Origin of the sequence: Bariatricus sp. HCP28S3_F11 (assembly GCF_052065395.1) — a bacterium.
In the GTDB taxonomy this organism is placed as follows: domain Bacteria; phylum Bacillota; class Clostridia; order Lachnospirales; family Lachnospiraceae; genus Allocoprococcus.
Genome location: NZ_JBQHUC010000032.1, coordinates 11,295 through 36,394 on the forward strand (window position 1 = coordinate 11,295; position 25,100 = coordinate 36,394).

Consider the following 25,100-nt stretch of genomic DNA (forward strand, 5'->3'; position numbering starts at 1 on the left):
ATCTACCCTTCTATATTAAGATTATTCCATCGCATATTTTGAAATTAAAAGTGCATTCAAAAGTCCCACAAACATAACTGCCAAATCCACAATCAAAATTGTTCTAAGTGTAGCAAGCTTAAGTCCTGCAAGTATCAGCGCCACAATCTTCACAAACATTGCCAGTCTGATATTCCCCTTTACAACACGGCAGGTTTCTCTTGAAAGGCCGATCACGCCGGCCAGTCTGGAGAGGTCATCCTCAAGAAGTACGATATCCGCAGCCTCAATCGCGGCATCACATCCGAGTGCTCCCATTGCCACACCGACATCTGCTTTTTTCAGCACAATCGCATCGTTCATTCCGTCGCCAACAAAAACCACTTTCTCGTTTTCTTCTTTCAATCCCTGAAAATGCTCCAACTGTTCCAGCTTATCCTTCGGAAGAAGTCCCGCATAGGCATAATCAATATTCAATTTCCGAGCGACATGAAGCGCCGCCGACCGCCGATCACCCGTCAGCATTACAGTCAATACATGAACCTTCTTCTGAAGCCACTCGATCAGATCATATGCTTCTTCTTTGATTGTATCTTCCGCCACAATATATCCGGCATATCTATCATCCACAACTACATGTAAAACAGTTCCTCCACTTTCTACCTGCTCATATTCAGCACCATGCTTTTTCGCCATCCTACGATTCCCGATATGTACTCTTTTTCCTTCTACGGTTGCACTGACCCCGAGTCCCGCCGTCTCCTTGATCCATTGCACCTGCTTTTTATCAATCGGATGCCCATAGGCTCTTTGGAGGGATTTGGCAATCGGATGATTGGAATAACTTTCCGCATAAGCTGCATATTTCAGAAGCTCGTCTGTTGTGATCTCCGTTGGATGCACTTCCGTCACTTCAAACACGCCTTCAGTAAGCGTACCGGTCTTGTCAAAAATAAACACATCCGCTTCCGTGAGATATTCCAAAAACCTTCCGCCCTTAATGATCACACCGTGCTTCGCCGCCGCCGAAATTCCTCCCAGAAAAGCAATGGGCTCTGAGATCAGAAGGCCGCACGGACATGCGGCAATCAGGAACAAAAAGGCACGGTAGATCCATTCATGCCACTGCCCCCATGAAAACGTAAGGGGAGGAACAACTGCAACCGCAACGGCAAGCATTATAACAGCCGGAATATATTTCCACATAAACCGCCCCGTCATTGTCGTATTTTCTGTATCTTCCCCGCCTGCGTCATCCACCATCTGACGGATCCGTGATAAGGTCGACTCCTGATAAGTCCGGATCACTCTGATTTCGATCACACCGGTAAGATTAATGCTTCCCCCGTATACTCTGTCCCCTTCCCGGGCTGTCTGCGGAATCATCTCCCCCGTCAGCATCCGCGAATCCACCGTCGTTTCTCCGGTTGTCACGACCCCGTCCACAGGGATACGTTCTCCGGGTTTTACCACCACCGTATCTCGAATTTTCAAAAGCTCCGGTGCCACCTTGTATTCTTTTCCACGTACTTTTTTCACCGCCACAGTAGGCTGCATATCCATCAGCTTAATGATTACATTTCTAGAATGCTTCATAAGCATATCTTCCATGATTCCGGCAAATGCAAACAGCATCATGATCAGATTGCCTTCCGTATATCTTCCAATTCCGACTGCTCCCGCAGATGCCATCACGATCAGAATATTCTCATTAAAGTACTGCTTTTTTTCTATGTTTCTTATAACGTGCCGGAACACTGTATATCCCAGCAAAATGTAGGATATAAGAAAGAAGGGGAATACCATATTCCCCACGATCATTTCCTTCTCCCGGAGCACGATATTTCCCCAAAATGCAAGTAGACCCGCTCCAAATACGATCCACTGTCTTTTTATCTCTTTGGTCATAACCCTCAAACCCCTTTATCCATACATCGACAGCATTCTCTATTCCATGATATGTTCCATCCCCTGATTCATAATCGTCTGGATATGTCCATCCGCCAAAGAATAGAACACTGTCTTTCCTTCCCTGCGGTTCTTGACCAGCTTCATCTGCTTCAGGATCCTGAGCTGATGGGAAATAGCCGACTGCGTCATTCCCAGCACTTCCGCCAGATCGCATACACACATTTCCGATTGAAACAAAACGCTCAGAATTCTGAGCCGGGTCGTGTCTGCAAATACTTTGAAAAAATCCGCAAGCTCCTTCAGCCTATCCTCATCGAGGATATTTTCCTCGGCCTTCTTCACCAGTTCTTCATGTATCTGAAAAATGTCACAGCATTCCACTTCCGTTTTTTTCATACAATCCCCTTCCCTTCGTACAGACAAAAAATTGCTTTATCTGTTTCTATCCACTACAGTTCATCGATCTGCCAGTCAATCGGCATAAGGCCGTTTGCTTCCAGAAACTGATTCGTCTGACTGAACGGCTTACTTCCGAAAAATCCCCTGTAGGCAGATAATGGACTTGGATGCGGTGCTTCCAGAATCAAATGCTTTGGATTGTTCAGCATCCTCTTCTTAAGCTGTGCCGGTCTTCCCCATAAAATAAACACAATCGGTCTGTCCTGGGTGTTTAATACCTGAATCGCCGCATCCGTAAATTCTTCCCATCCGATTCCACGGTGAGAGTTCGCCTGATGCGCCCGCACCGTCAGAACTGTGTTCAGAAGCAAAACTCCCTGCTTCGCCCATTTGGTCAGATTCCCGTGGCTGGGGATCCGACATCCCAGATCATCATGCAGTTCCTGATAAATATTCACCAGTGAAGGCGGAATCTCCACATCCGGTTTTACCGAAAAGCAAAGTCCGTGTGCCTGCCCGTCTCCATGATACGGATCCTGTCCCAGTATCACAACCTTCACATCCTTAAGTGGTGTCAGATGAAATGCATTGAAAATATCATCTGCCGGAGGATAGATACGATGAGTCCGGTATTCCTGATTCACCGTTTCAAACAATTTCTTATAATATGGTTTTCTGAACTCCCCTTTCAGAGCATCCAGCCAGTCATTATTCAGCGCAGCCATTTTCTATTATCCCTCTTTTTCTCTATAAGCGTACCGAAATACCTCTCTCTCTCAGGTATTCCTTCACCTCACGGATCTCCAGTTCTTTGTAATGGAAAAGTGATGCTGCCAAAGCTGCATCCGCTTTACCCTTTTCACTTAACGCGTCATAGAAATGTTCCAGTGTCCCTGCTCCTCCCGAAGCAATTACCGGTATGGAGACATTTTCCGCGATTGTCCGTGTAAGCTCCAGATCATATCCCGCCTTGGTACCATCGCAGTCCATACTGGTCAGGAGAATCTCTCCTGCTCCCAGTTTTTCCGCTTTCATGGCCCACTCAACCGCATCGATTCCCATATCGATACGTCCGCCGTTTTTGTAAATATTCCATCCGCCATCCTCACGGCGCTTTGCATCAATTGCAACTACCACACACTGGCTTCCGAACTTCTCTGCCGCTTCGCTGATCAGTTCCGGTCTCATGATCGCTGCGGAATTTACAGAGATCTTGTCCGCTCCTTCCCTGAGAAGCGCTCTGAAATCATCCACCGTACGGATTCCGCCGCCTACCGTAAAAGGAATAAACACATTTTCAGCCACTTTACGCACCATATCAACCACGGTGTTTCTGGCATCCGAAGATGCGGTGATATCCAGAAATACCAGTTCGTCTGCTCCGGCTTTATCATAAGCTTTTGCAATCTCTACCGGATCTCCTGCATCTTTTAAATCTACAAAATTAACGCCCTTTACCACCCGACCATTATTTACATCCAGGCATGGAATGATTCTTTTCGTAAACATACTGCTGTCCTCCTATAATGCCACAAAATTTTCCAGAATCCGAAGTCCCGTATCACTGCTTTTTTCCGGGTGGAACTGGCAGGCGAATACATTCCCCTGCTCTACAGATGCATGAATCAGCGTGCTGTATTCCGTTGTCGCTTTTACGATGCTTTCATCCTCTGCTTTCAGATAATAAGAGTGTACAAAATATACATAAGGATCTTCTTCCAGACCTTGAAATAATCGTCCATTATTCTGAAGTTTCAGAGAATTCCATCCCATATGAGGAATCTTCAGTCCTTCCTGTTCCGGAATACGAAGAATCTCTCCCTTCAGCACGCCAAGTCCTTCCACACCGGGCGTTTCATCGCTGCGTTCAAATAAAAGCTGGAGTCCCAGGCAGATTCCAAGCAGTGGTATCTGTCTCTTTACAACTTCATGTATCACCTTGTCCAACCCATATTTTCTAAGATTGTGCATGGCATCACCAAATGCTCCCACTCCCGGAAGAATTACTTTATCCGCCTTCAGAATCGTCTCTCTGTCACGGGTGATCACCGGCTCTTCTCCCAACAAAATCAATGCCTTCTCTACACTCTTGATATTTCCTGCATCATAATCAATAATCGCTATCATTTGTCTGCCCTCGCTGTCTTCATTTGTAACTTGCATCATGTGATTATTATAGACGTTTTTCTCTATAGGGGCAAGAGTTTTCAATTACTTTACATCCAGCTCAAACCAGAATTCCACTCCATTATCATAATTTTTCTCACCATACGCCTGGTGCAGAGATTCCATAATTGCCTTGACGATAGAAAGCCCGATACCATTTCCTCCATATTCTCTTGTTCGCGCCTTATCCACTTTGTAAAACTTCTCCCAGATATGTTCCACGTCTTCTTCCGGAATCGGATTGCCTGTGTTAAACACACTGATATGTGCCTTTTCATTTATTTCTACGATTTTAATCTCGATAACCTTTTCGCCTTCCGCATGATTCAGTGCATTATTCACATAATTTCGCAGCACCTGCTCCACCTTGAATTCATCTGCCCATACATATACCGGATTTTCCTGTCTGAAAATAACGTGTACTTCCTTCTGGGTGATCATAATATCCAGGCTCTGCAGTACCCCACGAATCAGATCCGTAAGATTAAACCGTTCAAACTGCACATCATTATCTCCAAATTCAAGCTGATTCAGTGTCAGAAGGTTCTTCACCATCTGATTCATCTTTCCGGCTTCATCCATAATCACATCACAGTAGAATTCCCTGCTCTCCGGATCATCGCTGACTCCCTCTTTTAAGCCTTCCGCATATCCTTGAATCAGCGCGATCGGCGTCTTCAGTTCATGGGAAACATTCCCAAGGAATTCCGTTCGCATACGTTCGAGCTTCTCTTTCTGCTCAATATCCATCTGCAATTCATTATTCGCCTTCTTCAGATCGGAAATCGTCTGTTCCAGTTTTTCAGACATCTGATTAAAACTCTGACCCAGAATACCGATTTCATTGCTTCCCCCACTTGTATACTTGGCCTCAAAATCCAGATCCGCCATTTTCTGAGAAAGAGCAGCCAGCTCCATCAGAGGTTCTGAAAGTTTTTTCGAAAAATACCATGCAGCAAACAGGCTCAGTAAGATAACAATGCCACCAACCATTCCGATAAACTGATTAAAAATTCTCACCGCCGACCGAATACTGTCAAGCGGACTTCTCAGCAAGAATACGGAGCCGTTCTCAAACTCTCCCCACATCTCAATGTACTCTGTACTGTTCTGCATATCCATTGATCTGCTGATAACATACTCATCCGTTTTTTTCAGAATCTCCTGATTGTTCTTATTAAACAGATATCCCATAAGCTGGTTCTTCATCACCGTTTCCAGATTCCTGGCGTTCGTATAAATATAAGAAGCTTCCGGATCGATCACAACAACAGCAATATTGTTCTTTTCCGTCAATTTACTCAGCTCACTTCCCGGAGTTTCTTCCATCAATGTCCCGCTTATAACACCATTTTTCAAAAGAGAATAGGTTCTGACAAATTCCGACTGCTTCTCAGCAATATAGTATTTTTCCAGGAACCCCCCGTTCACCGCCATAAATACCAGCATCATAACGACAACAATACCGACGAATACCATCATCATCTGCAGCTTAATCGAATGTTTCATTATGCCACCTCAAACTTGTATCCCATACCCCAGATCGTCTTAATGTAATCCCCTTTATCCCCAAGTTTGCTCCTCAGTTTTTTTACATGGGTATCAATTGTACGGGCATCGCCGAAATAATCATAATTCCACACATTATTTAAAATTTTTTCCCTTGAAAGTGCAATTCCCTGGTTCTCCACAAAATACGTGAGTAATTCAAATTCCTTGAAACTTAACTCTACCGGCTTTCCATCGATTTTCACCATATGCGCGGTCTTATCAATCTCAATTCCACCGGCCGAGATCGTCTCTTCCGCCGCAAGCGCATTCGTTCTGCGCAGAATCGCTTCCACTCTGGCAACCAGGATCTTTGGGCTGAAAGGTTTGGATATATATTCATCCACTCCAAGCTCAAATCCCTGAAGCTCATCCCGTTCATCCCCCCGCGCTGTCAGCATGATGATCGGCACCTTCGATTCCTTGCGGATCTCCCTGCATGTCTGCCATCCGTCCATCTTCGGCATCATAACATCCAGAATAATAAGCGCAATATTCTTGTCCTCATAGAACCGGTCCATTGCCTCCAGACCGTCACCGGCCTCGACCACTTCAAATCCTTCCCTTTGCAGGAAGTCTTTGACCAGTTTACGCATCCTGCTCTCATCGTCTACTACCAGAATTTTTAATTTATCCATAAAAATGCTCCTCTCACTTTGGTATCTTCTTTATTTTCCCATTGTAACACGAAAATGTGTTGCATATGTGAATTAATTTTCGATATCATTCTCATAAAAAGTAAGAAAACCACCAGTCGTTTTTGATACGACTGGTGGTTTTCTATATTATTTCTTTTCTCCGGCAAAGATAAATCCCATAAATCTGATAAATGTATATACTACCAGGACAACGGCGATAATAGTTTCAATCAGCACCAGATACTTGAGTGCCGGTATCGGCTGTCCCATATTAGCCAGACAGGCCATCGTCTGCTTCGTAGCAATCGCACTGATTACGAACGGGAATGTAAATGCAGCATAGCTTGGATAGAATTTTAATTTCAGATATCCGATTGCTTTTACAAGCGCAAAAATATAAATCACTGTCGCTACAACTAACATCGCAAGAAGGAACCCTCTTGACTTAGGTGTCACAGACTGTACATAACCTGCGATGCAGAGGCTTGTAGGCGCTGCGTAAATACAGATCAGCGGCTGTGCCGGTTCCGGTACTTCCGGACACTTCACATAACGGATCGTCACAAGTACCAGCAGAATAATCAGCGTTACGAATCCGAACCAGAACGCTGCCGTTCCGATTCCAAGCTGTTCATATGCCGGTGCCGTAACTGCCGCAACAGCAATTCCCACATATACAATGTAATAACTTGCAAATACCTTTGGAAGCTGAAGTTTTAAAACAAACTTCACTGTAAAATAGACAATCAGCACAATATGTAATGCAATGGCAAAGAACCAGATATACATAGCTGCCGCTCCGATATAAGGTTTCACATAAGTGCTAAGCAGCATAAGCGCCATCGGAAATGTTCCGGCAACACTCGCCATGATCGGATTCTTCATATCCTCTTTGATCATCTGAGGAAACAGAAGCAGTTTTGCAAATATCAGAATCAGCAAAAATGCTGCCACGATACCGCATACAGAACGGATTCCCTCACCATAGCTTTGTAATAAATTTCCCAGTGCCGCAAATCCCAGCATAACCCCACAAAGAGGTACCGGAACTTTTTTAATCATATCTTTCATGTCACTCTCATCCTTTCTGTCAAAAAAAACTGTTTTCAATTTGTGAACTTCCGGGCAGATACACCGCCGGAAGTTCACATATTCTTCTAGATTTCAGCGAGTGTTCTTCTTGGTGCCGGTTCATCAATCTCATCCAGATTCTTGATACCAAGCTCGCGACAGACAATCTGAGCAACTTTCCATGCACACAGTCCTGTGAAGAAAATACACTGTTCTTTGTGTTCGCCTTTCCCTTTGTCAAACTCCTTCGTCAAGACTCTGCAGCATATTGCATTTTTCTGGTTTGCAACCTTGAACCAGTCATGTAGTTCTTTGGTCAGCTCCATACATTTTACGCTCTTTGGATTTGTCGGGCCATCCTGCTCTGTACGTCCGAAGAACATTCCAAGTGCCATGATACCTCCGTTAAATGCTCCGCATACACATCCTGATTTTCCGGCTCCAACTGCCATACCGGAAGCCATTGCGATAACCTCTTCGGGAACATCCAGCTTGAATTCGTCACGAATCGCACTGATCAGTGCTTCACAGCAATAGTATCCACCTTTGAATTTTTTCTCCGCTACCTGCTGCACCGCTCTCGGGCTGATTTCTGTTACACCAATTTTCATTTTTGTTTCCTCCTTCGTGTATCAATTACCTGAAGGATATTTTATCATATTGCATTTTTATACACTAATTTATAATTTTGATAAATATATTTGCGTTTTCTATAAGTTAAAATTTTCAAGAGAAAACCATCTGAAATCCTGTCAATTTTTGTGAATTATGTAGGATTTTCTAATTCAAGTCAACGTTTCGTTCCGCCCTTTCAACTATCTATTGATATCCCCTTCCCGGATTCTGTCCATCCATTCCTTCACATGTTTCTGGAAAATGTCAACACCGTTTCCAACCGTTTCATTCTTCCGCGTCAGCATACAGATCTTCCATTCATAGTCTCCGTCCGCAAACGGAATCAGTACCATGTTATCGTGCCCCATATCATCGGAAACAAAATCAACCGTAACAGAAATGCCCTTGTTTTCTCTGACCATTTTGTGGCATAAACTGAATCCGCTTGTTTCAAACATGATGTTCGGCTCAAATCCGGCTTCACGGCACTTATTCACGATCAGATCGTGAATCTTAAACTCTCTGCTTTCTATATAAAGAGGCTCTCCTCTTAAATCCTGTATCGTAACCGTTTCTTTTCTGCTGAGCGGATGGTTTTCATTCACCAAAAGTTTTACCGGAAAAGCGGAAAGCTCTGATACATCATATTTTTCTTCATCACAGGGTGCCAGCGAAAAGGCAACATTCCCTTCCCCGGCAAGAAACCATCGTTCCACCTGCTTATCAGGGCATTCTCTGCTGTGGAACTCAATCTCAGGATACTTCTTCTTGAAATCCAAAATGCACTCCGGAGTAACCAGACGCACGATACCAAATGCGGAAAGCAGATCCACCACCCCATGTTCTTTTTGTTTGATCCGAAGGAGTTCATTTCTCATATCAAAGTACTCTTTCATTGCCTTTTTTGCATACTCAAGGAAATGTCTGCCTGCTTCCGACAATTCCATCCCGTTTCCCGTACGCAGAAACAACTCACAGTCACATTCATTTTCCAGATTTTTGATGACTTTGCTTATTCCCTGCGGGGTCATATACAATAATTTGGACGCCTTCGTGAGGTGTTTCGTCTCAGCCACCGTAATAAACACATTGAAATCTTTGACATTCATCGATTATCATCTCCTGAAAATTTTATAAAATTATTATAATCCAACAATTGATTTATTTTCGTCCGGTGCTATAATATGATTTAATGAAATTTATAAGCAGCACGGAAGCATAGCTCAGCCGGGATGAGCGTTCGCCTCACACGCGAGAGGTCACGGGTTCGAGCCCCGTTGCTTCCACTTTGGGGTATTAGCGCAGTTGGGAGCGCGTTACATTCGCATTGTAAAGGCCACGGGTTCGAATCCCGTATACTCCATTTCATAAAGGAGTACCGCAAAATCATTGGTTATTTGCGATACTCCCTTTATTTCTATAGATATTATACTAGTGTTCTCTTTTCTTGTAAAGAATCTATAAATATATCCCTCAGTATCCTAAGCAAAGCCCTAAGTAAAGTTTTCATCCACCCCTTGACATCCCCCCGGCATCCCATTTATAATAACATATGCGTCGGATATTTCCGACCTCTGCATATTCATAATACATCAAGAACATGCAGACAGATAAACCAGGGCTTGTACTGGTTTCGACGGGGGTTTGGAAGTTGGAGAAGCCATCCGCGGGACGGGACCGCGCAGTAAACCGTATTTAAAATTAAACGCAGACGATAATTACGCGTTAGCTGCCTAGTTTGCAGCAGTCGGCCTTAGGTCGCTCATCGCTTAAGTAACCGGCTTCGACCAGATGAGGCACTTCGTTCTCAAAGCTTTGAGGGAATGGAAGATTTTATGAAGCTACTGAATTCGGCAGCCTGTCATTAGGCGTCCGAAGGAGGGAATGTCAAAGTAATGACTGTGATGGGAGATGCTCTGATGGATGAGCTTTCGGACAGGGGTTCGATTCCCCTCAAGTCCAGTTCTCAATTTTAGCGGAAAGCCCTTATTTTACTGGGGGTTTTCCGTTTTTCACTTTCTGGAAATTGTACTATTTTGTTATCCCCGTTTGTCACGCTTTTTTTACTAGATATTGTGGAATTAGTATGTTCTGTTCCTGCTAATGCATTCAATACTAATGTATCCGTTTCTGTCGTATCTGCTATATTGAAAATATAATGTTTCAATGTAGTGGACTCGTCTGCATGACCTAACATTTTACTAATAATTGTGATTGATACACCACGCTGATATAATGTCGAAGCATATGTCTTTCTTATTTTGTGCATGCTTCTTACTGGAATATTTATTTTTTCACAGCCATTCCTTAATTGTCCATCAACAGCACCTTCTGTTATTGTTGTACCGTCTTTTGTTAAAAACAAATAACCTTCATTGAACTTCCCATTTGTTTCGTTTGTCTGTTTTATACGCCTTATGTATTCCAGAGCTTTTTCTGTAAGTGGAACAAATCTGTCTCCACAATCACTCTTTGTGTATTCCACAATGTGATAGCCGTTTCCCTTTACATTCTTTAAATTTGTTATATCACTGTCCTTTATAAGCTGTCTGCAAACATGTATTTTGTATATTCCCTTTTCCATAACAATATCTGATTCTTTTAATGCTAGTATTTCTCCGCATCTTAAACCGATTTCAAAATCAAGCATTATAGCGAATGGAACATTATTTGTAGGATTCTCTGAAATCCTTCTTTCCATTTCTTCTAAAAGCATTTCTTTTTCTTTTATTGTGAACACTTCTTTTTCGCTCGGTTTTTTTCTATTTGGAATTATTTTTTTCTTGTTCACTTCTACTCTGTATGGACTTCTTGTGATATATTCAGCGTTAACAGCATACTCATATGTTTGTTTTAAAATTCCACACATATTGCAAAACGCTTTATTTTTCATTTCATAGCGATTTACAATATCATTCAGAAAATTGTCTACATCAATTCTTGTTATTGTTTTAAATGGCATATGAATAAATTCTTTGTTTGGTTCATAGAACTTTTTCCAGTCTACCATCATTCGCCTTATTGTATCATTAGACACTTTGCCTTTTTTGTATTCCATAAACTCATAGAAAAGCTCTTCCAAAGTTGTGTTATTTTTGTTCTCAACTTCTTTTTGCTTTTTCTCTAAGTCCATGTAATATTCGCATAGTTTTTCTTCAACACGCTTTCTGTCTTTACTTCTACACCTAAAAACACCTTGTTCCAGTGTTGCGTCTGGTATGCGAACACACCAATCTTTCCCGTAAAGTTTTATTTTATCACCGTGTTTTTTTAGTATTTCGGCTTTCTTCATGTTCTTTGTACTTTCCAGTACATCTGCATAATCAATTATACCATGTTCTATGGCATATTCAAAATCTATATTAAGATTATTCATCAAACATTACTCCATTTTTATCCATCATCTATATAAGTTCTCATAGTTTCACTCCTTCACTTTCTGTATGTGCGATTCTGTAACCGCTTAATTGTTTTTCTTCTGAATTGTTTCAACTAACTTATTGTATTTTTCGATTACCTCTTCAATTTCACCAGAAGTTGTCTCAATTTCTTCTTTCAATTCCCGTTTGTATAAGTACAAGCTGTTCCTGCTAATTCCTGCTTGTGTTTGCGTTTCTGCATCTGATAATGTACCGCCAAAGGTTTTGTTATGTTTCAGAATGATTTGTTTGGAAAGAATAGCTTTCTTCACAGTAAGAGTAGCACCCTTTTTCTGTCCTATCTGTTTTCCTGCCTGTCTTGCTGTCTCAATTCCTTCCTTTGTTCTCTGGTGTAAGTCCTGCACTTCCTTCTCTGACTGTTCAAAAGCAATTTCAATTTGTTTTTTAGCAAGTATCATTAAATACTCATTTACTCCTTTTAGAATCACGTCAACCTCTGTTCCTGTCATTTCTAACTGATTATTCACAGCCTGCTTATATGTTGCTGTATCAATATAATGTTCCTTCAAGAAAACCAAATTGACACCCTTATCATACAATTTCTGATATAATTGAAATCCTTCATCCGCTGTTCTACTCATTCGTGATACAGAATCAAAAACGATTGTATCATTTGCCTGTACTCTTTTCAGAATCTTGTTCAGTTCCTTTCTCCCTTGGAACTTTGTACCCGTGTATGTTTCCTTCACAATTTTTGCATCTGGATAGGAAGAAAGAATATTTCTAACCTGCCTATCAATATTTTGTTTTGCTGTTGATATTCTACAATAACCATATGTTGTCATGCTGTTTCCTTTCATTGTACCAAAAATGACGACCGTTTGTTTTTACACTTATATAATATCATTAACAATTGAAAAAGTCAATCACTTTTGGTACTTTTTAAGAAAAGGTATGACTTGGTACTATGTCCTGTTACTTTTTATTTCCTGCATTAATAACCAAATCGCAGATTCTTCTCCCAAACATAACTCAATATGCCGGAGAATCCATCTGAACAACTTGTACCGGATTTTGTATTTCTTTTTATATACATCAGTCAAAACACAATAATATGCAACTTTGTCCGAAACTGCACTTTTATTATCTTCCATAATTTACACCTCCATATGATTTAATGTATCTAGGAAAACATGATAATTAATAAGATACTTCTTGCCAACTCTAATGTAAGGAACTTTCTTTTCTTCAACAATCATCTTGCGTAACAATTGATAAGGTAATCCTGTTTTCTCTGTAAGTTCATTTAATGATAGAAGAGTTGGACACTCTGGAAGTTCCTGTATTAGCTTTTTTCTCTTGTTCATTGTGATTGAACGCTTGACCTGTTTTGCAAGGTCTGAAAGTTCTTTTGACTGTGTGTTTTTACTCATATTACTCAGACTCCTTTCTGAAATAGTAACTCTCAGCACTTCCTACTTTCTTTAGCGCATTTCTCAGATTTAAGGATTTCATATATTGCTTACCTAGTTGTGATGACTTCTCAGCTAACAAAACTTCTTTGTTACGCTCCCATACAACTTCTGCTTCACTCTTTGTGTTCTCAGCAATTACTCTCTTCATCTTTTCAGAAAACAAATTGCTATACTGTGGCAATGAACTCATTTGTGATAATGCTAAGGCTGTTACCCTATCACAATTCTTAACGTAGTTACCTAAACGTCTTCTGTTTGCATCTTCAACATTTCCCATTGTTAACATGATTTCAAGTAGTTTGTTTTCTTTTCTGACGTTTAGCTCCCGTAACACGTCAATAGACTCTTGAAACTTATCTTTTTTAATTTTGTCAATCTCTGCGCTGATTCTGTCTATATTGTTTTGCGTGTCCTGTGTTACTACTTTAATGCGGTCTGTCAGCTTTCCATTCAATTTAACCACATCCATACTGTGTTCACCTGCTTCTTTTGCAAACGCATTGATTACATTTCTACACTGTAAAAAACTTCTTGCATCATTGACCTGTTCAATCAATCGTAATATTGAATTATATTTCTGAGCCAACCGATACGCTCTATCTTCTGGTGTTTCCTTAGCTCTGTTTCCTCTTGTACTGTTGTACGCTCTTTCCGCTATTAAACTCATAATTAATAATCCTCCTTTTTATATGCCTGTATGGCTTTGTATCTTGCGATTCAAGCGACTTTTATTTGTTTGGGATATAAATATCATCCTCACCCCATCCTTCATCGTCCTCTGTATCTTCACATAATAGATTGTTCTCTGCATCCCATATTTCCTGTTCATCCTGTTTGTTTTGTTTATATTCATTTCCAGTTGGCAGAAGATTGATTGTGACCGTGCCTGCCAATTGTTGTCGTTCTTCCTCTTTGCACACTCTGTAATCCTTCCCAACAAATTTATCAATGATATACTGATTAGCAAGTAACCTTGTACGCATATCCATTGCGCTGTTGGCTATTTTCCATATGTTCTCCACAGCTTGTGCACTGTGCTTTTTTATGGCTTCATCGAATTGTTTCTTCTGTTCTGTTTCCCACGCAGATAATTGTTTTCTCGCCATCTGCGTACCTCCTTGATTAATTATGTATTCCCGTATCTTTAGTCCTATTTTTTCATGCTTTGTTTTTGAAAGAATCCCGTAAACTAGGGCTTTGTTTGATGTTTACTACTTTCGAAAACAGGACACGCATGTCCTTTTTTTTACTCATTAATGATTCCCTTCGATATCTCAACAAAATCATCTATCACACCTTCATGTATTTCAATCTCTCCCGATTGTTTTACCCTGCGTATTGCGTGGTCTGCCGAATTATCTTTGTCGTAATACCTTTTACACGCCTTTTTAAATAGTGAGAAATCCCACTCTACTATGTTTCTATTAATCAATGCTACTGTTGTGGGATGTCCACCAATTCGCTCTAGGTCATTATAGATGACACTAATACAATCTTTATAGAATGGATGTCCACTATTGTTCCAAAATGCATCTACGAAGTATTTCTTATAATCTGACCTGTATACTGCCAGAAGCTTGTTGATAGATTCCACGGTGAGAAACTCTTGTAATGTCCTACCTGCTTTTGCAAAATCCAATCCAGCTCGATTGTATACGGTTTCAAGTCTAACAATGCCCTCGTCTTTGATGTTCTGCTCTAACGATTTGTTGTATATTTTGAAACACATTCTGCCATTGCTCAATTGTTCTGTGCGTATTGATTCGATTTGAAAACCGCTCTGCAAAGATGACACCTTTTTATATCTTTTCCCCTTTTTCTTACCATGCATGCAAACATAGACTTTTCCATCCTTTGCCAATAACATGTGTGCAATCATGTTCAGCATCGGTTCTACATTTTTTGTATTTTGTAAGGCAATTGTGCTGTTTACTTCTGCTGTTGAAACAATCAATTCTGGATAGCTTTCACCAAACAACTTTTTCATCTCTGTTGTTATAAACTCTGTGATTTCATATAAATGAACTACATCAAGAACAGTGAACGGGTGATTGTTTGTTTCACGCAAACACTTCGGAAGGTTTATATTCAAACGATATCCATGTTCCTTTCCTTGCTTATGTCTCATTGTACCAACCACAAGTCCCGTTCTTTTGCTTAGAAATTCATAATTGTTGTATACTAATTCATATTCTGTTTTAATGTCAATTTCTATTGTGTCGAGCCCGACTTCCAATAGATTCTTTTTTTTTGTGCTTTTTCTGTGTTTCATTGTTTTTCCTCCTGCATACTACATAAACAAAAAGCACTCTTAGCAATTACATTGGTCGGATGTAACTGGAAGAGTGCTTTCCTTCTTTTCTACCTATGAGAACGACAGAAGAACAATTATTATGTGTATGGGGCTTTTTCAAGGCAAACATTTAATAACACCGCCTATGTGTTATGTTAACCACCATCAATACATAGTAAGCACAAAACAAGACCAATGGATGTACTTTTTTACTCATATTTGATTTTAACTTCAATGAATTGTATATGTCCGACGCTGGACTTGATTTGTTATATTTGAATGAAAATATTATTTAACTTATATCTATAGTATATCACAACTTACAAGACTTGTCAATAATATTTTTTAATGTTATAATAAAAAATTACATTCATTTAACTATCTGCATTTCTGAGATACCTCTGTAAGTCCATATTTTGCGATTCTAGCCACTTTAACTAAATAGCCTATACTTCATACATATGGGTTAAAAATAACCATGTAAATACACTGTATTACAATGTGCTTGCATCGTTATTTTTAATAAGCAGATGTACTGGGATTTCTCCTTCCCTAAATGTTGTATTTATCCCCGTTGTATCCCCGTCATTTTCACGAACGCTAAAAACCTTATATTTTCGGCACCCGAAAAACACAATAGGGATTCGATTCCCCTCAGGTCCATATGAGAAAAGCCTTGAAAATGCTGGATTTTCAAGGCTTTTCCTTTTGTATGTTAAAAACGATCCTTTTATATCATTGTGGAGTAGCACTTCTTTCCACACATTCCTATAACTCATGATAATACGGACAAATATCCTCATAACTTCCGTCTTTCATACGGAATCCATTCGGGATCGTCCCGAGCTGAACGAATCCCAGCCGTTCGTAAAGATGCCTTGCATGCACATTCGTCGCTACGACTGCATTAAACTGCAGGACACCGAATCCATGCTTCTTCCCCTGTTCCAGACAATCAAGAACCAGTTTTTCTCCGATGTGAAGTCCTCTTTTCTCGGAACGAACCGCATAACTCGCATTACAGATATGCCCGCATCTTCCCACATTATTCGGGTGGAGAATATATAGACCCATAATTCGTTCCGTTTCTGTATCGACCGCTACACCGCAGTAACTCTGGCTGTCAAAAAACACTTTTCCCGACGCCTCATCCAGACATTCCTCCTGCGGAAATGCAATTCCTTCTTCTACAACTTCATTCCAGATCTCGACCATCTGATCCAGGTCTTCCGGTGCATATTCTCTTATTTCAATATCACGGCTCATCTGTCCGTTCCTCCTTCCCATCCCTTGCATACATCAATCCATTCTGTACAAGAAGAATAGCGTTCCAGTTCTTCAATCGTAAGTTCAATCGCGCTGTTACTGCTTCCACATGCCGGAAATACTGTCTCAAACCGTTTCAGAGATTCGTCCAGATAAACGGTAACTCCTTCATTCACCGCAAATGGGCAGACGCCGCCGACAGCATGTCCCACCAGTTGTTCGGCTTCTTCCGGTGTAAGCATTTTCGCTTTCTTTACAAACTTTTCTTTATATTTATGCTTATCAATCTTCGCATCTCCGGCTGTTACGATCAGAATCGGAGCGTCATTTACCATAAAAGAAAGTGTCTTTGCAATTCTGCACGGCTCGCACCCCACCGCTTCTGCCGCAAGCTCCACCGTTGCACTCGATACCGGAAATTCCAGTATCCTGTCCTCCATACCATATGCTTTGAAATACTCTTTTACTTTGTCGATTGCCATATTCCTATGCCTCCTGTTGATGTAAAAAACCGTTATACCGGGGCTTCCCCTTAGTATAACGGTTTTCATATCGAATTACAATATCGAACCTTATGCTTCTTTTGTGATCAGAAGTCCGCTTTTGAGCAGAACCGGACGAAGTGCATTGTAGATGACCGCTACGAGAATCGTAGAGACAATTGCATTAACAAATGTTGTCATGGTACTCCATTTTGCCAGTACAGATGCCATCTCCTGCGGCTGCCCGAGAATATACTGTTTGTAGAAGTATCCCACAAGCGGATCTGCGATCACATTAAATCCAAGTCCGAAGGCGGATGCGATCACGCTCCATTTGAAAATGTATTTCTTATCTGTGCTTTCGTTGATCTTTGCCACTTTGTGTGCCACCAGTCCTACGATCAGACCGATGCAGAATTTGAGGACAAATGTCTTCGGTGCTACAGTGATGTATACCGGATCCATAATGTCTGCAATTGACATACCGATTGCTCCTGCCAGTCCTCCGTACACTCCGCCGACAAGCAGCGCGCCAAGAACACAGAATGCATTTCCGATATGAAGAGATGTTGCATCTCCTCCCGGCATCGGAATCTTAATCTGTAAAAATGTAAAAGATACATAGCAAAGTGCTGCCAAAAGAGCAGTCTGTGCGATTTTTAATACGGTTGTATTTTTCTGTCTCATGTTACGTCTCATCCTTTCTTCTTGTTCCCTATTTTTATTTCTCAAGGATAGACCTATATTACCGCTTGACTGTCTTTTTAGAAATACACAATTTTCATTATTTTTATATGTACAGTTTTAATCCAGACCCAATATTTCCGCCAGCACTTCCACCATAATTTCGTTGGTGCAGGATTTTACATACCCCATCATATGCAGCGCAATCTCATCCCATTTTTCGGCATCTGTCAGATCAGCTCTGTTTTTCGTCATGTCAATCAGCTGAACAAGCTGCGGTGCCAGTTCCTCATACGTTTCCAATGTCTGCTGAGTTACCATTTTGTTCAAATCTTCTTTTGTCCGTGGTACCAACTTCTCTTCCTCCTAATCATCCGTTTTTCTTTATCTTTGCTTCCATCAATGCGAATCGCTTATCCGAAATTCCGCACTTTAAAGTCTCTCTCAGCTTCCCTCTTCTGGTCTTTTTTCGCGATGTCATCGCGCTTATCATATAGTTTTTTACCTTTTGCCAGTCCGATCTCCACTTTGACAAGGCTTCCGCTGAAGTACACTCTTAACGGCACGATTGCCATTCCTTTTTCCTTGATCTTGCCGAGCAGTTTGTTGATCTCACTTTTATGAAGCAGCAGTTTTCTCACTCTGAGCGGATCTTTATTGAATATATTTCCTTTCTCGTATGGACTGATGTGCATTCCGTAAATGAACATTTCTCCGTTTTCGATCCGGATAAATGATTCCTTGATACTGCATTTTCCCATACGGAGAGATTTTACCTCTGTCCCTGCAAGGGCGATCCCTGCCTCGTAAGTATCGAGTATAAAATAGTCATGATATGCTTTCTTGTTATTCGCGATCAGTTTTCCCTGCGTTTTTGCCATCTTGCCTCTCCTTATACCAATTCAAAATCAATCGTTCTTGCTATCGTATCACAGCCCGTCACACGGACTTTCACTTTCTGACCCAATTCATATCTCTTACCTGTGTGAGTACCGACCATCTGAAAATGAGTCTCATCATAATCATAATGATCATCCATCATATTTGCAACATGAACCAGCCCTTCCACCGTATTCGGAAGCTCCACATAAAGTCCCCATTTCGTGATACCGGAAATAACTCCCTCGAATTCTTCTCCGTAGAATTTCTTCATATATTGAACTTTTTTCAGCTTCACCGTCTCACGTTCTGCTTCATCCGCACGGCGTTCCAGGCTGCTCGCCTGCATCGTAACCTCTGTCAGGATCTTCGCGTAATGATCTCTTCGGCTTTCTGTCATTCTTCCGCGCAGATTATCCTTGATAATCCGATGAATCTGCAGATCGGGATAGCGCCTGATCGGCGATGTGAAATGTGTATAGTACTGTGTTGCAAGTCCAAAATGTCCGTCATTGTCCGGCGAATACTTCGCCTGTTTCATGGAACGAAGGGTCAGCCGGGAGATCATTGCTTCTTCCTGGCTTCCTTCTATCTTATCCAGCAGTTTCTGCACCTCTTTCGGACGAATCTCCTGTCCTTTCGGAACGTGCATCGTATAGCCGAAATTCTGGATAAATGTGATCAGTTTCTTCATTTTTTCTTCATCCGGCGCTTCATGGACTCTGTATACAAACGGGATTTCCTGCCAGAAATATTCTTCTGCCACCGTCTCATTGGCAAGAAGCATGAAATCTTCAATGATCTTTGTGGCTACATTTCTGTCATACGCCTTGATTTCCAGAGGTGTACCGTCTTCATCCAGCACCATCTTGGATTCCGGGAAGTCGAAATCAATTGCCCCTCGTTTGTGCCTTCTGTTCCTAAGGATCTCAGAAAGTTCTTTCATCAGCTCAAACATCGGAATCAGTGTCTGATAGCGCCGGCATTCTTCCTCGTCATGCTCCTCCAGGATCTTCTTCACACTGGTATAACTCATCCGCTCATCCACATTGACCACCGTCTCTGCGATCTGATGGTCGATTACGTTTCCTTTTGAATCCACCGTCATGATACAACTGAGTGCCAGCCTGTCTTCGCCTGCATTTAAAGAACACATGCCGTTTGAAAGTACATGCGGCAACATAGGGATTACACGGTCTGCCAGATACACACTGGTCCCTCTTTTTAATGCCTCTCTGTCCAATGCGCTGTTTTCCTGCACATAATTCGTCACATCCGCAATGTGAACACCGAGGATATAGTTGTCCCCTTCCTTTGTCAACGTGATCGCGTCATCCAGATCCTTGGCATCCTCACCGTCGATCGTGACCGTCTGCCAGTCCCGGACATCCTTCCTTCCTGCCATGTCTGCTCCGGTCACCGGCTTTGCCACCCGCTCTGCCTGATTCAGCACTTTTTCCGGGAATTCGCTCGGAAGATCATATGCCTTCACGATAGAAAGGATGTCCACCCCCGGATCATTTGCATGACCAAGAATCTCTACGATCCTGCCTTCCGGTTTCTTTCTCTCTCCTCCATAAGATGTCAGTTCCACGACAACCTTATGTCCGGTCACAGCTCCTTTTGACTGCTCTGCCGGGACAAAAATATCCTGTAAGATCCGTTCATTATCCGGCACTACAAAACCGAAATTCTTTCTGCTCTGATAATAACCGACCAGTCTTTGCGTTCCCCGATTCACAATCTTCAGGATCTTTCCTTCTCTTCGTCTTCCTTCCGGTGCCTTCGTAATGGCGACTTCCACTTCATCCCCCTGCATGGCACCGCCCATATCCTCTTCACCGATAAAAATATCCTCCGGCTCTCCTTCCACCGTCACAAATCCGAATCCTCTTGCGTTCGCCTGAAAGATTCCGCGCAGATGCTTCGCTTCCCCTTTGATATATTTCCCTTTCTGAGTGACATGAACCTTGCCTTCTGCCTCCAGCGAATCCATTACTGCCTTCAGTTCATCTCTCTGATCTTTTGGCACCTGCAGCAGCATCGCAAGTTCTTTCAGCTTCATCGGCACATAGAACTCGTCACAGATAAATTCATACATGATTTTCTTCCGCTTTTCAAATATCTCGTCCATTTTTTATCTCCCTGTTTTACTCCCTCGGGCCTCTGTATCGAAAAAAGAACACCCTATAATTACTATAGAGTGTTCCTCATTTTCAACCATTCATTCGTTAACCAAATACTTTCAGATTCAGCACTGCTGCAAGTACGATAAAGAGAACTGCAAGAAACTTGGTAGACTTCACAAGTGCACCTTCCATAGAACGTCCCTTATGCTGTCCCCAGTACGTATCGGCTGCTCCCGCGATCGTTCCAAGACCTGCTGACTTGCCTTCCTGAAGTAATACGATTGTTGTCAATGCGACACAGTCTATTGCAAAAAGTATTAAAAGAACCGTTTTCAAAATCTCCATTATTCACACCTCCTGATGGATAAACCATGATTATTCTACCATACTATGATGTGTTATTCAAGAAAATTTTTCCTCTTTTTAAATTAATATGTAACTGTTCAGAGCCAAGCAGATTTGATAAAAAAGGCCGATGAATGCTTGCATTCGCGAGAGCCTTTTTTGACAAATCTATTTGGCGGATACGCCACACTGAGAAAACACGAAGTGTTTTCGAGGTTGGCTCTGAACAGTTACATTAATATAAAAAGCTCTGTCTCATTTTCTATTGCATCCGAAAATGCCAGATTATATAATGATGTTATATGCTTTTTATTTTATATAGGCTCTTTCATAGAGCCGTCAGAATGTAAGTCACCCAAAGCACAAAGGAGTTTCTGCCATGAATATCATCAATAAGAAAACGGCTCAGCAGATCGTTGATACTGTCAAGGATGTCTGTGGGCACAATATAAATTTCATCAATGAAAACGGCATGATCATTGCAAGTACAGATTTAACGCGCATCGGCACCTTCCATGAGGGTGGAAAACAAGTGATCAAGACCGGAATTCCTCTGGAAGTTTACGAAGACAACAGCCTTTCCGGCACACAAAAGGGTGTGAATATTCCGGTGACACACAATGGCATTCTGACTGCCGTAATCGGAATCAGTGGGGAACCGGACGAGGTACGAAGTTATGCTTACCTTGCTGAGAAGATTACCCGTCTTCTGATCCGCGAGCAGGAACTGAATGCCGCTTCCCGGACTCAGGCTGAGAAAAAAACTTACTTGATTCAGACACTGTTAAATGGCAATATTGAAAATCCGGAATACATTCAGAAAATGCTTCAGGAATTTCATCTAAATGCTAAGAAGCCAAAACGTGTTCTTCTTCTACAAGTATGCTCTCACGAAGGACGTTCCGGGATTTCCACCGTCGAATCCGCCATTCATCATCTCTTTGAACGGATTCCGGATTCTGTATTCTGTTTTCAGTATCCGAACGAATTTGCAGCGATCATTGACAGTACTTCATTCGATACGCATCAGACAATTCTCGAGTCTTTTGTTTCTGCCAGAGATGATGTGCTTCTTGGAGTTGGACGAACAGACAGTATCTATCAGCTTGATGATTCTCTTCGTACCGCCCGGATTGCTCTGGAAAGTCTCTCCGGTTCAGAGACACATTTTGCCCTTTTTGACAAACTGACTTTGGAAATCATTCTGGCCAGGATAGATTCGGTAACCAAAAAAGACTTTTTATCTAAGGCAGCTGCAGGACTTTCCTCCGAAGAGTTTTCTTTGCTGCGCACCTATTTCGAGGAAGAGCAATCGCTTAACCGAACCTGCGAGAAGCTTTTTCTACATAAAAATACACTTCAATATAAGCTTGACCGCATCTATCGCATTTGTGGATTGAATCCACGCCGATTTCAGGATGCTGTCATTCTCTACCTTGCAGTGAAACTATACTATACGATATCAAGGTAAGTCTTATGCTTAGGCATAGGAAACACTTCAATTTCTTATCATTTGTTTCTTGCATTTTATAACGATTTACGGATTTTTTGGGGAATCATCTTTTTTGACACGTAGTTTCAGCGCACTGCTACGGACTATTATAAATTTATTTCTTTTTGACACGTAACTTAAGGAAAATGCTACGGATTATTCTCTTTTTTCTTCTTTTCAATACGTAAACTATTATATAGCTAGCTACGCTGAGACTTTTTGCCATGTGCAATCGGAGAAATAGGCAAGTTATTTAGTATAGCGTCCGATAAAGTACAGTTTACAAGGGACTACACAGGGTAGGTATCTGACGGGAGGGGTGCCGCCAGTCAGATTTTCCATGTGATGTTCAAGCTGTCGCTTGTGGCGGCTATGGTGGTGATCATCAAATCCACCACACGCCGCTTGTCATCAAAAGATACATTCTCCCAGGTATCGAGGTAGCCGGAAATCTGGCTGACCTGTTCCGGGCTGATGGCCTCCACAGTCAACTCCGCTATCCTTGCCAGAAGTTCCTGCTTGCGCCCGTCCAGTTCCGCTATCTTCACATTCACATAGGAGAACAGGACATTGTTTGCCCCCGTCAGACTGTCCACCAGCTTTTCAATCTCGCTGTCTACATGGGCAAGTTCCACTTGCAGGGCGGTGATTTTCGGGTTTGCCTTTGCCGCTTTCTTTTTTCCTGTCAGCGTCTTGTAGCTTGCCAGCTTCTTTACCATCTGCTGATAAACAACCGCTTCCAGTTCCGAAGTGATGATTTTCCCACAGCCAGGACAGCTTTTATTGTCCAGCCGTTTCGTGCAGCGGAGATACTGTTTGCCGGAGGGATTGTAGATACTCATAAGAGCATACCCGCAATTCCCGCACTTGATTTTTCCTGCCAGCCATGTGTGGGTGGCTTTCCGGGCAGACTGGATTTTCATGTTGTTCATCAGCTTCTTGCGGCAGGTCAGCCAGGTGTCGGAGGGGACGATACCCTCATGGGGAGCCAGTACCAGCATTTGGTCTTTTAAGTCGTTTTTCTTGCTGGCCTTTACATCTCGCCCTTGATACAGATAGCAGCCGTTCATGCCCGTAAAATCGGCAACGTCATTGACAATGACTGTACCTTGACTTTTGAAAAATTCGTACACATCAAGGTCTGCCTGCACATAGACAGGATTGCGTAACATCTGCGCCAGCGTGGGGCGTATCAGCTCTTTGCCATGGAACAAAATCCCCTGTTCGGCAAAGTACCGGGTAATGTCCCCGTAGGAAGTTGTGGGCTGGGCGTACATCTCAAACATCAGCCGGATATTGGCCGCTTCCTCCGGGTTTACCACCAGCTTCTTTGTGTTGATACCGTCCATCTTGATAGGCTCCGTATGGAAGCCGTAAGGGGCTTTCCCGCCCATCTTAAAGCCCCGCTGACTGCGGGAGTAGTAAGCGTCCGTTACCCGCTTCTGTATCGTTTCCCGTTCAAGCTGGGCGAACACGATACAGATATTCAGCATGGCCCGTCCCATCGGCGTGGAGGTATCAAACTTTTCCGTAGAGGACACAAACTCCACATTGTACTGCTGGAACAGCTCCATCATGTTGGCAAAGTCCAGAATGGAACGGCTGATACGGTCGAGCTTGTAAACCACGACCTTTGCAATCAAGCCCCGCTTGATGTCCCGCACCAGTTCTTGAAACTTCGGACGGTCTGTGTTCTTGCCGCTGTACCCTTTGTCTGTGTATTCCTTGCAGTTACCGCCTTTCAACTCGTATTTGCAAAATTCAATCTGGCTTTCAATGGAAATGCTGTCCTTTTTGTCTACCGATTGTCTTGCATAGATTGCGTCTATCCGATTGTTCATATTGTCGCTCCTTTTCTTAAAAAAGAAACGGAGCTGCTGACAGTTCTATTATACCGCCAGCAGCCCCGCAAATCAATGATGGGTTTGGAAAACCTTATGTCCCGGCTTCCTCACTCTCCCGCTTGTCGGCGTACTTGCGGAACACCTCATAAAGCTGCTGTTCCAGTTCCCGGCGTTTGGCTGCTTCCTGTTCCGGCGTGAACACCGGGGAGAGATTTTCCAGTGTGATTTCCTTTCCCTGAAAAGTCACGATTTCGATTTCCTTTTTGTATCTGATATTACTTATAAGATCACCTTTCCTTTCCATGCTGCCGCTGTTGCCGTTTCAGTTCCGCTAAAATCTCCGGCGGGATACGGTCAACCAGCCGCCGCATATCGTCCAGTTCGCTTTTTAACTGTCGTCTCGCAAAATAAAGTTCCTGTCTCCTGCACAAAAACAGCGAATTATTATATCAGTTCCATAATGATGTCTCTTTGTACGTGCCTGTAATTACGGCGCGCTTTTTT

28 protein-coding genes, 2 tRNA genes, 1 other RNA gene and 1 pseudogene are annotated in these 25,100 nt (G+C 42.3%); 4 read left to right on the forward strand and 28 right to left on the reverse strand.

From position 1 onward, the window contains the following. Positions 1-21: 21 nt before the first annotated feature. The 10 genes from ACTNBR_RS12955 to ACTNBR_RS13000 form a co-directional block, all read right to left on the reverse strand. Positions 22-1,887, reverse strand: a complete 1,866-nt coding sequence (locus ACTNBR_RS12955) for a heavy metal translocating P-type ATPase (protein WP_441018601.1) — start codon at positions 1,885-1,887, stop codon at positions 22-24. A 39-nt stretch (positions 1,888-1,926) separates the two neighbouring features. Next, positions 1,927-2,286: an ArsR/SmtB family transcription factor gene (locus ACTNBR_RS12960; protein ID WP_427806228.1), complete on the reverse strand. Its 360-nt coding sequence runs from the start codon at positions 2,284-2,286 to the stop codon at positions 1,927-1,929. A 53-nt stretch (positions 2,287-2,339) separates the two neighbouring features. Beyond that, entirely contained in the window at positions 2,340-3,014 is a 675-nt protein-coding gene (locus ACTNBR_RS12965) for a uracil-DNA glycosylase (RefSeq protein WP_441018603.1), read from the reverse strand. A gap of 22 nt (positions 3,015-3,036) precedes the next feature. Next, complete coding sequence (gene hisF, locus ACTNBR_RS12970) at positions 3,037-3,798, reverse strand: imidazole glycerol phosphate synthase subunit HisF (RefSeq protein WP_427818850.1); 762 nt, start codon at positions 3,796-3,798, stop codon at positions 3,037-3,039. 12 nt (positions 3,799-3,810) lie between these two features. Continuing rightward, on the reverse strand, positions 3,811-4,416 hold the full coding sequence (gene hisH, locus ACTNBR_RS12975) for an imidazole glycerol phosphate synthase subunit HisH (protein WP_427818849.1): 606 nt from the start codon (positions 4,414-4,416) through the stop codon (positions 3,811-3,813). 84 nt (positions 4,417-4,500) lie between these two features. After that, positions 4,501-5,964, reverse strand: coding sequence for an ATP-binding protein (locus tag ACTNBR_RS12980; RefSeq protein WP_441018605.1), 1,464 nt, complete (start codon positions 5,962-5,964; stop codon positions 4,501-4,503). Beyond that, on the reverse strand, positions 5,964-6,641 hold the full coding sequence (locus ACTNBR_RS12985; protein ID WP_441018607.1) for a response regulator transcription factor: 678 nt from the start codon (positions 6,639-6,641) through the stop codon (positions 5,964-5,966). The genes ACTNBR_RS12980 and ACTNBR_RS12985 overlap by 1 nt, the downstream gene beginning before the upstream one ends. 147 nt (positions 6,642-6,788) lie before the next feature. Beyond that, entirely contained in the window at positions 6,789-7,712 is a 924-nt protein-coding gene (locus tag ACTNBR_RS12990) for a TDT family transporter (RefSeq protein WP_427818847.1), read from the reverse strand. Positions 7,713-7,798: 86 nt separating this feature from the next. Next, complete coding sequence (locus tag ACTNBR_RS12995) at positions 7,799-8,323, reverse strand: C-GCAxxG-C-C family protein (protein ID WP_427806222.1); 525 nt, start codon at positions 8,321-8,323, stop codon at positions 7,799-7,801. Positions 8,324-8,527: 204 nt separating this feature from the next. Next, the gene (locus ACTNBR_RS13000; RefSeq protein WP_427806221.1) at positions 8,528-9,436 is read right to left on the reverse strand and encodes a LysR family transcriptional regulator; all 909 of its coding nucleotides are present in this window, start codon (positions 9,434-9,436) and stop codon (positions 8,528-8,530) included. Between the two features lie 103 nt (positions 9,437-9,539). Between ACTNBR_RS13000 and ACTNBR_RS13005 the strand changes: the two genes are divergently transcribed. The 3 genes from ACTNBR_RS13005 to ssrA all read left to right on the forward strand — a co-directional run bounded on the left by ACTNBR_RS13005 (position 9,540) and on the right by ssrA (position 10,292). After that, positions 9,540-9,613 (forward strand) — tRNA-Val (locus ACTNBR_RS13005). 4 nt (positions 9,614-9,617) lie between these two features. Next, positions 9,618-9,690, forward strand: a tRNA-Ala gene (locus tag ACTNBR_RS13010). A 255-nt stretch (positions 9,691-9,945) separates the two neighbouring features. Next, positions 9,946-10,292: a transfer-messenger RNA gene (ssrA, locus tag ACTNBR_RS13015) on the forward strand. Between the two features lie 7 nt (positions 10,293-10,299). Here the strand turns inward: ssrA and ACTNBR_RS13020 are convergent. From ACTNBR_RS13020 to secG, 15 genes are all read right to left on the reverse strand, one after another. Next, positions 10,300-11,703, reverse strand: a complete 1,404-nt coding sequence (locus ACTNBR_RS13020; RefSeq protein ID WP_441018609.1) for a tyrosine-type recombinase/integrase — start codon at positions 11,701-11,703, stop codon at positions 10,300-10,302. Between the two features lie 87 nt (positions 11,704-11,790). Then, positions 11,791-12,567: a recombinase family protein gene (locus ACTNBR_RS13025; protein WP_441018611.1), complete on the reverse strand. Its 777-nt coding sequence runs from the start codon at positions 12,565-12,567 to the stop codon at positions 11,791-11,793. A gap of 105 nt (positions 12,568-12,672) precedes the next feature. Beyond that, the gene (locus ACTNBR_RS13030) at positions 12,673-12,861 is read right to left on the reverse strand and encodes a hypothetical protein (RefSeq protein ID WP_441018613.1); all 189 of its coding nucleotides are present in this window, start codon (positions 12,859-12,861) and stop codon (positions 12,673-12,675) included. A gap of 3 nt (positions 12,862-12,864) precedes the next feature. Continuing rightward, complete coding sequence (locus ACTNBR_RS13035) at positions 12,865-13,140, reverse strand: hypothetical protein (protein ID WP_441018615.1); 276 nt, start codon at positions 13,138-13,140, stop codon at positions 12,865-12,867. A gap of 1 nt (position 13,141) precedes the next feature. Then, the gene (locus ACTNBR_RS13040) at positions 13,142-13,849 is read right to left on the reverse strand and encodes a hypothetical protein (RefSeq protein ID WP_441018617.1); all 708 of its coding nucleotides are present in this window, start codon (positions 13,847-13,849) and stop codon (positions 13,142-13,144) included. 61 nt (positions 13,850-13,910) lie between these two features. After that, on the reverse strand, positions 13,911-14,288 hold the full coding sequence (locus ACTNBR_RS13045) for a hypothetical protein (RefSeq protein ID WP_441018619.1): 378 nt from the start codon (positions 14,286-14,288) through the stop codon (positions 13,911-13,913). 140 nt (positions 14,289-14,428) lie between these two features. Beyond that, positions 14,429-15,454 carry a hypothetical protein gene (locus tag ACTNBR_RS13050; protein WP_441018621.1) on the reverse strand — a complete coding sequence of 342 codons (1,026 nt, stop codon included), beginning with the start codon at positions 15,452-15,454 and terminating at the stop codon, positions 14,429-14,431. Between the two features lie 515 nt (positions 15,455-15,969). Further along, positions 15,970-16,239 (reverse strand): hypothetical protein, encoded by a 270-nt coding sequence (locus ACTNBR_RS13055; RefSeq protein WP_441042715.1) that lies wholly within the window; start codon positions 16,237-16,239, stop codon positions 15,970-15,972. A 4-nt stretch (positions 16,240-16,243) separates the two neighbouring features. Next, positions 16,244-16,741 (reverse strand): N-acetyltransferase family protein, encoded by a 498-nt coding sequence (locus ACTNBR_RS13060; protein WP_441018625.1) that lies wholly within the window; start codon positions 16,739-16,741, stop codon positions 16,244-16,246. Further along, positions 16,738-17,223, reverse strand: a complete 486-nt coding sequence (locus ACTNBR_RS13065) for a YbaK/EbsC family protein (RefSeq protein WP_441018627.1) — start codon at positions 17,221-17,223, stop codon at positions 16,738-16,740. Before ACTNBR_RS13065 ends, ACTNBR_RS13060 begins: the two co-directional genes overlap by 4 nt. A gap of 90 nt (positions 17,224-17,313) precedes the next feature. Next, the gene (locus tag ACTNBR_RS13070; protein ID WP_441018629.1) at positions 17,314-17,910 is read right to left on the reverse strand and encodes an ECF transporter S component; all 597 of its coding nucleotides are present in this window, start codon (positions 17,908-17,910) and stop codon (positions 17,314-17,316) included. 117 nt (positions 17,911-18,027) lie between these two features. Then, positions 18,028-18,261 (reverse strand): hypothetical protein, encoded by a 234-nt coding sequence (locus ACTNBR_RS13075; RefSeq protein WP_427818845.1) that lies wholly within the window; start codon positions 18,259-18,261, stop codon positions 18,028-18,030. 59 nt (positions 18,262-18,320) lie between these two features. Beyond that, positions 18,321-18,788 carry an SsrA-binding protein SmpB gene (smpB, locus tag ACTNBR_RS13080; RefSeq protein WP_441018631.1) on the reverse strand — a complete coding sequence of 156 codons (468 nt, stop codon included), beginning with the start codon at positions 18,786-18,788 and terminating at the stop codon, positions 18,321-18,323. 11 nt (positions 18,789-18,799) lie between these two features. Next, positions 18,800-20,920, reverse strand: a complete 2,121-nt coding sequence (rnr, locus tag ACTNBR_RS13085; protein ID WP_441018633.1) for a ribonuclease R — start codon at positions 20,918-20,920, stop codon at positions 18,800-18,802. 97 nt (positions 20,921-21,017) lie between these two features. After that, complete coding sequence (secG, locus tag ACTNBR_RS13090; RefSeq protein WP_427806214.1) at positions 21,018-21,260, reverse strand: preprotein translocase subunit SecG; 243 nt, start codon at positions 21,258-21,260, stop codon at positions 21,018-21,020. Between the two features lie 379 nt (positions 21,261-21,639). Between secG and ACTNBR_RS13095 the strand changes: the two genes are divergently transcribed. Continuing rightward, the gene (locus tag ACTNBR_RS13095) at positions 21,640-22,731 is read left to right on the forward strand and encodes a CdaR family transcriptional regulator (RefSeq protein ID WP_441018635.1); all 1,092 of its coding nucleotides are present in this window, start codon (positions 21,640-21,642) and stop codon (positions 22,729-22,731) included. Between the two features lie 350 nt (positions 22,732-23,081). Here the strand turns inward: ACTNBR_RS13095 and ACTNBR_RS13100 are convergent, their stop codons facing one another. From ACTNBR_RS13100 to ACTNBR_RS13110, 3 genes and pseudogenes are all read right to left on the reverse strand, one after another. Continuing rightward, positions 23,082-24,593, reverse strand: a complete 1,512-nt coding sequence (locus ACTNBR_RS13100) for a recombinase family protein (RefSeq protein WP_002575864.1) — start codon at positions 24,591-24,593, stop codon at positions 23,082-23,084. Positions 24,594-24,687: 94 nt separating this feature from the next. Next, positions 24,688-24,843, reverse strand: coding sequence for a hypothetical protein (locus ACTNBR_RS13105; RefSeq protein WP_002575863.1), 156 nt, complete (start codon positions 24,841-24,843; stop codon positions 24,688-24,690). A 40-nt stretch (positions 24,844-24,883) separates the two neighbouring features. Continuing rightward, a pseudogene (locus ACTNBR_RS13110) lies at positions 24,884-24,997 on the reverse strand (MobV family relaxase); the annotation flags it as partial. Between the last annotated feature and the right edge of the window lie 103 nt (positions 24,998-25,100).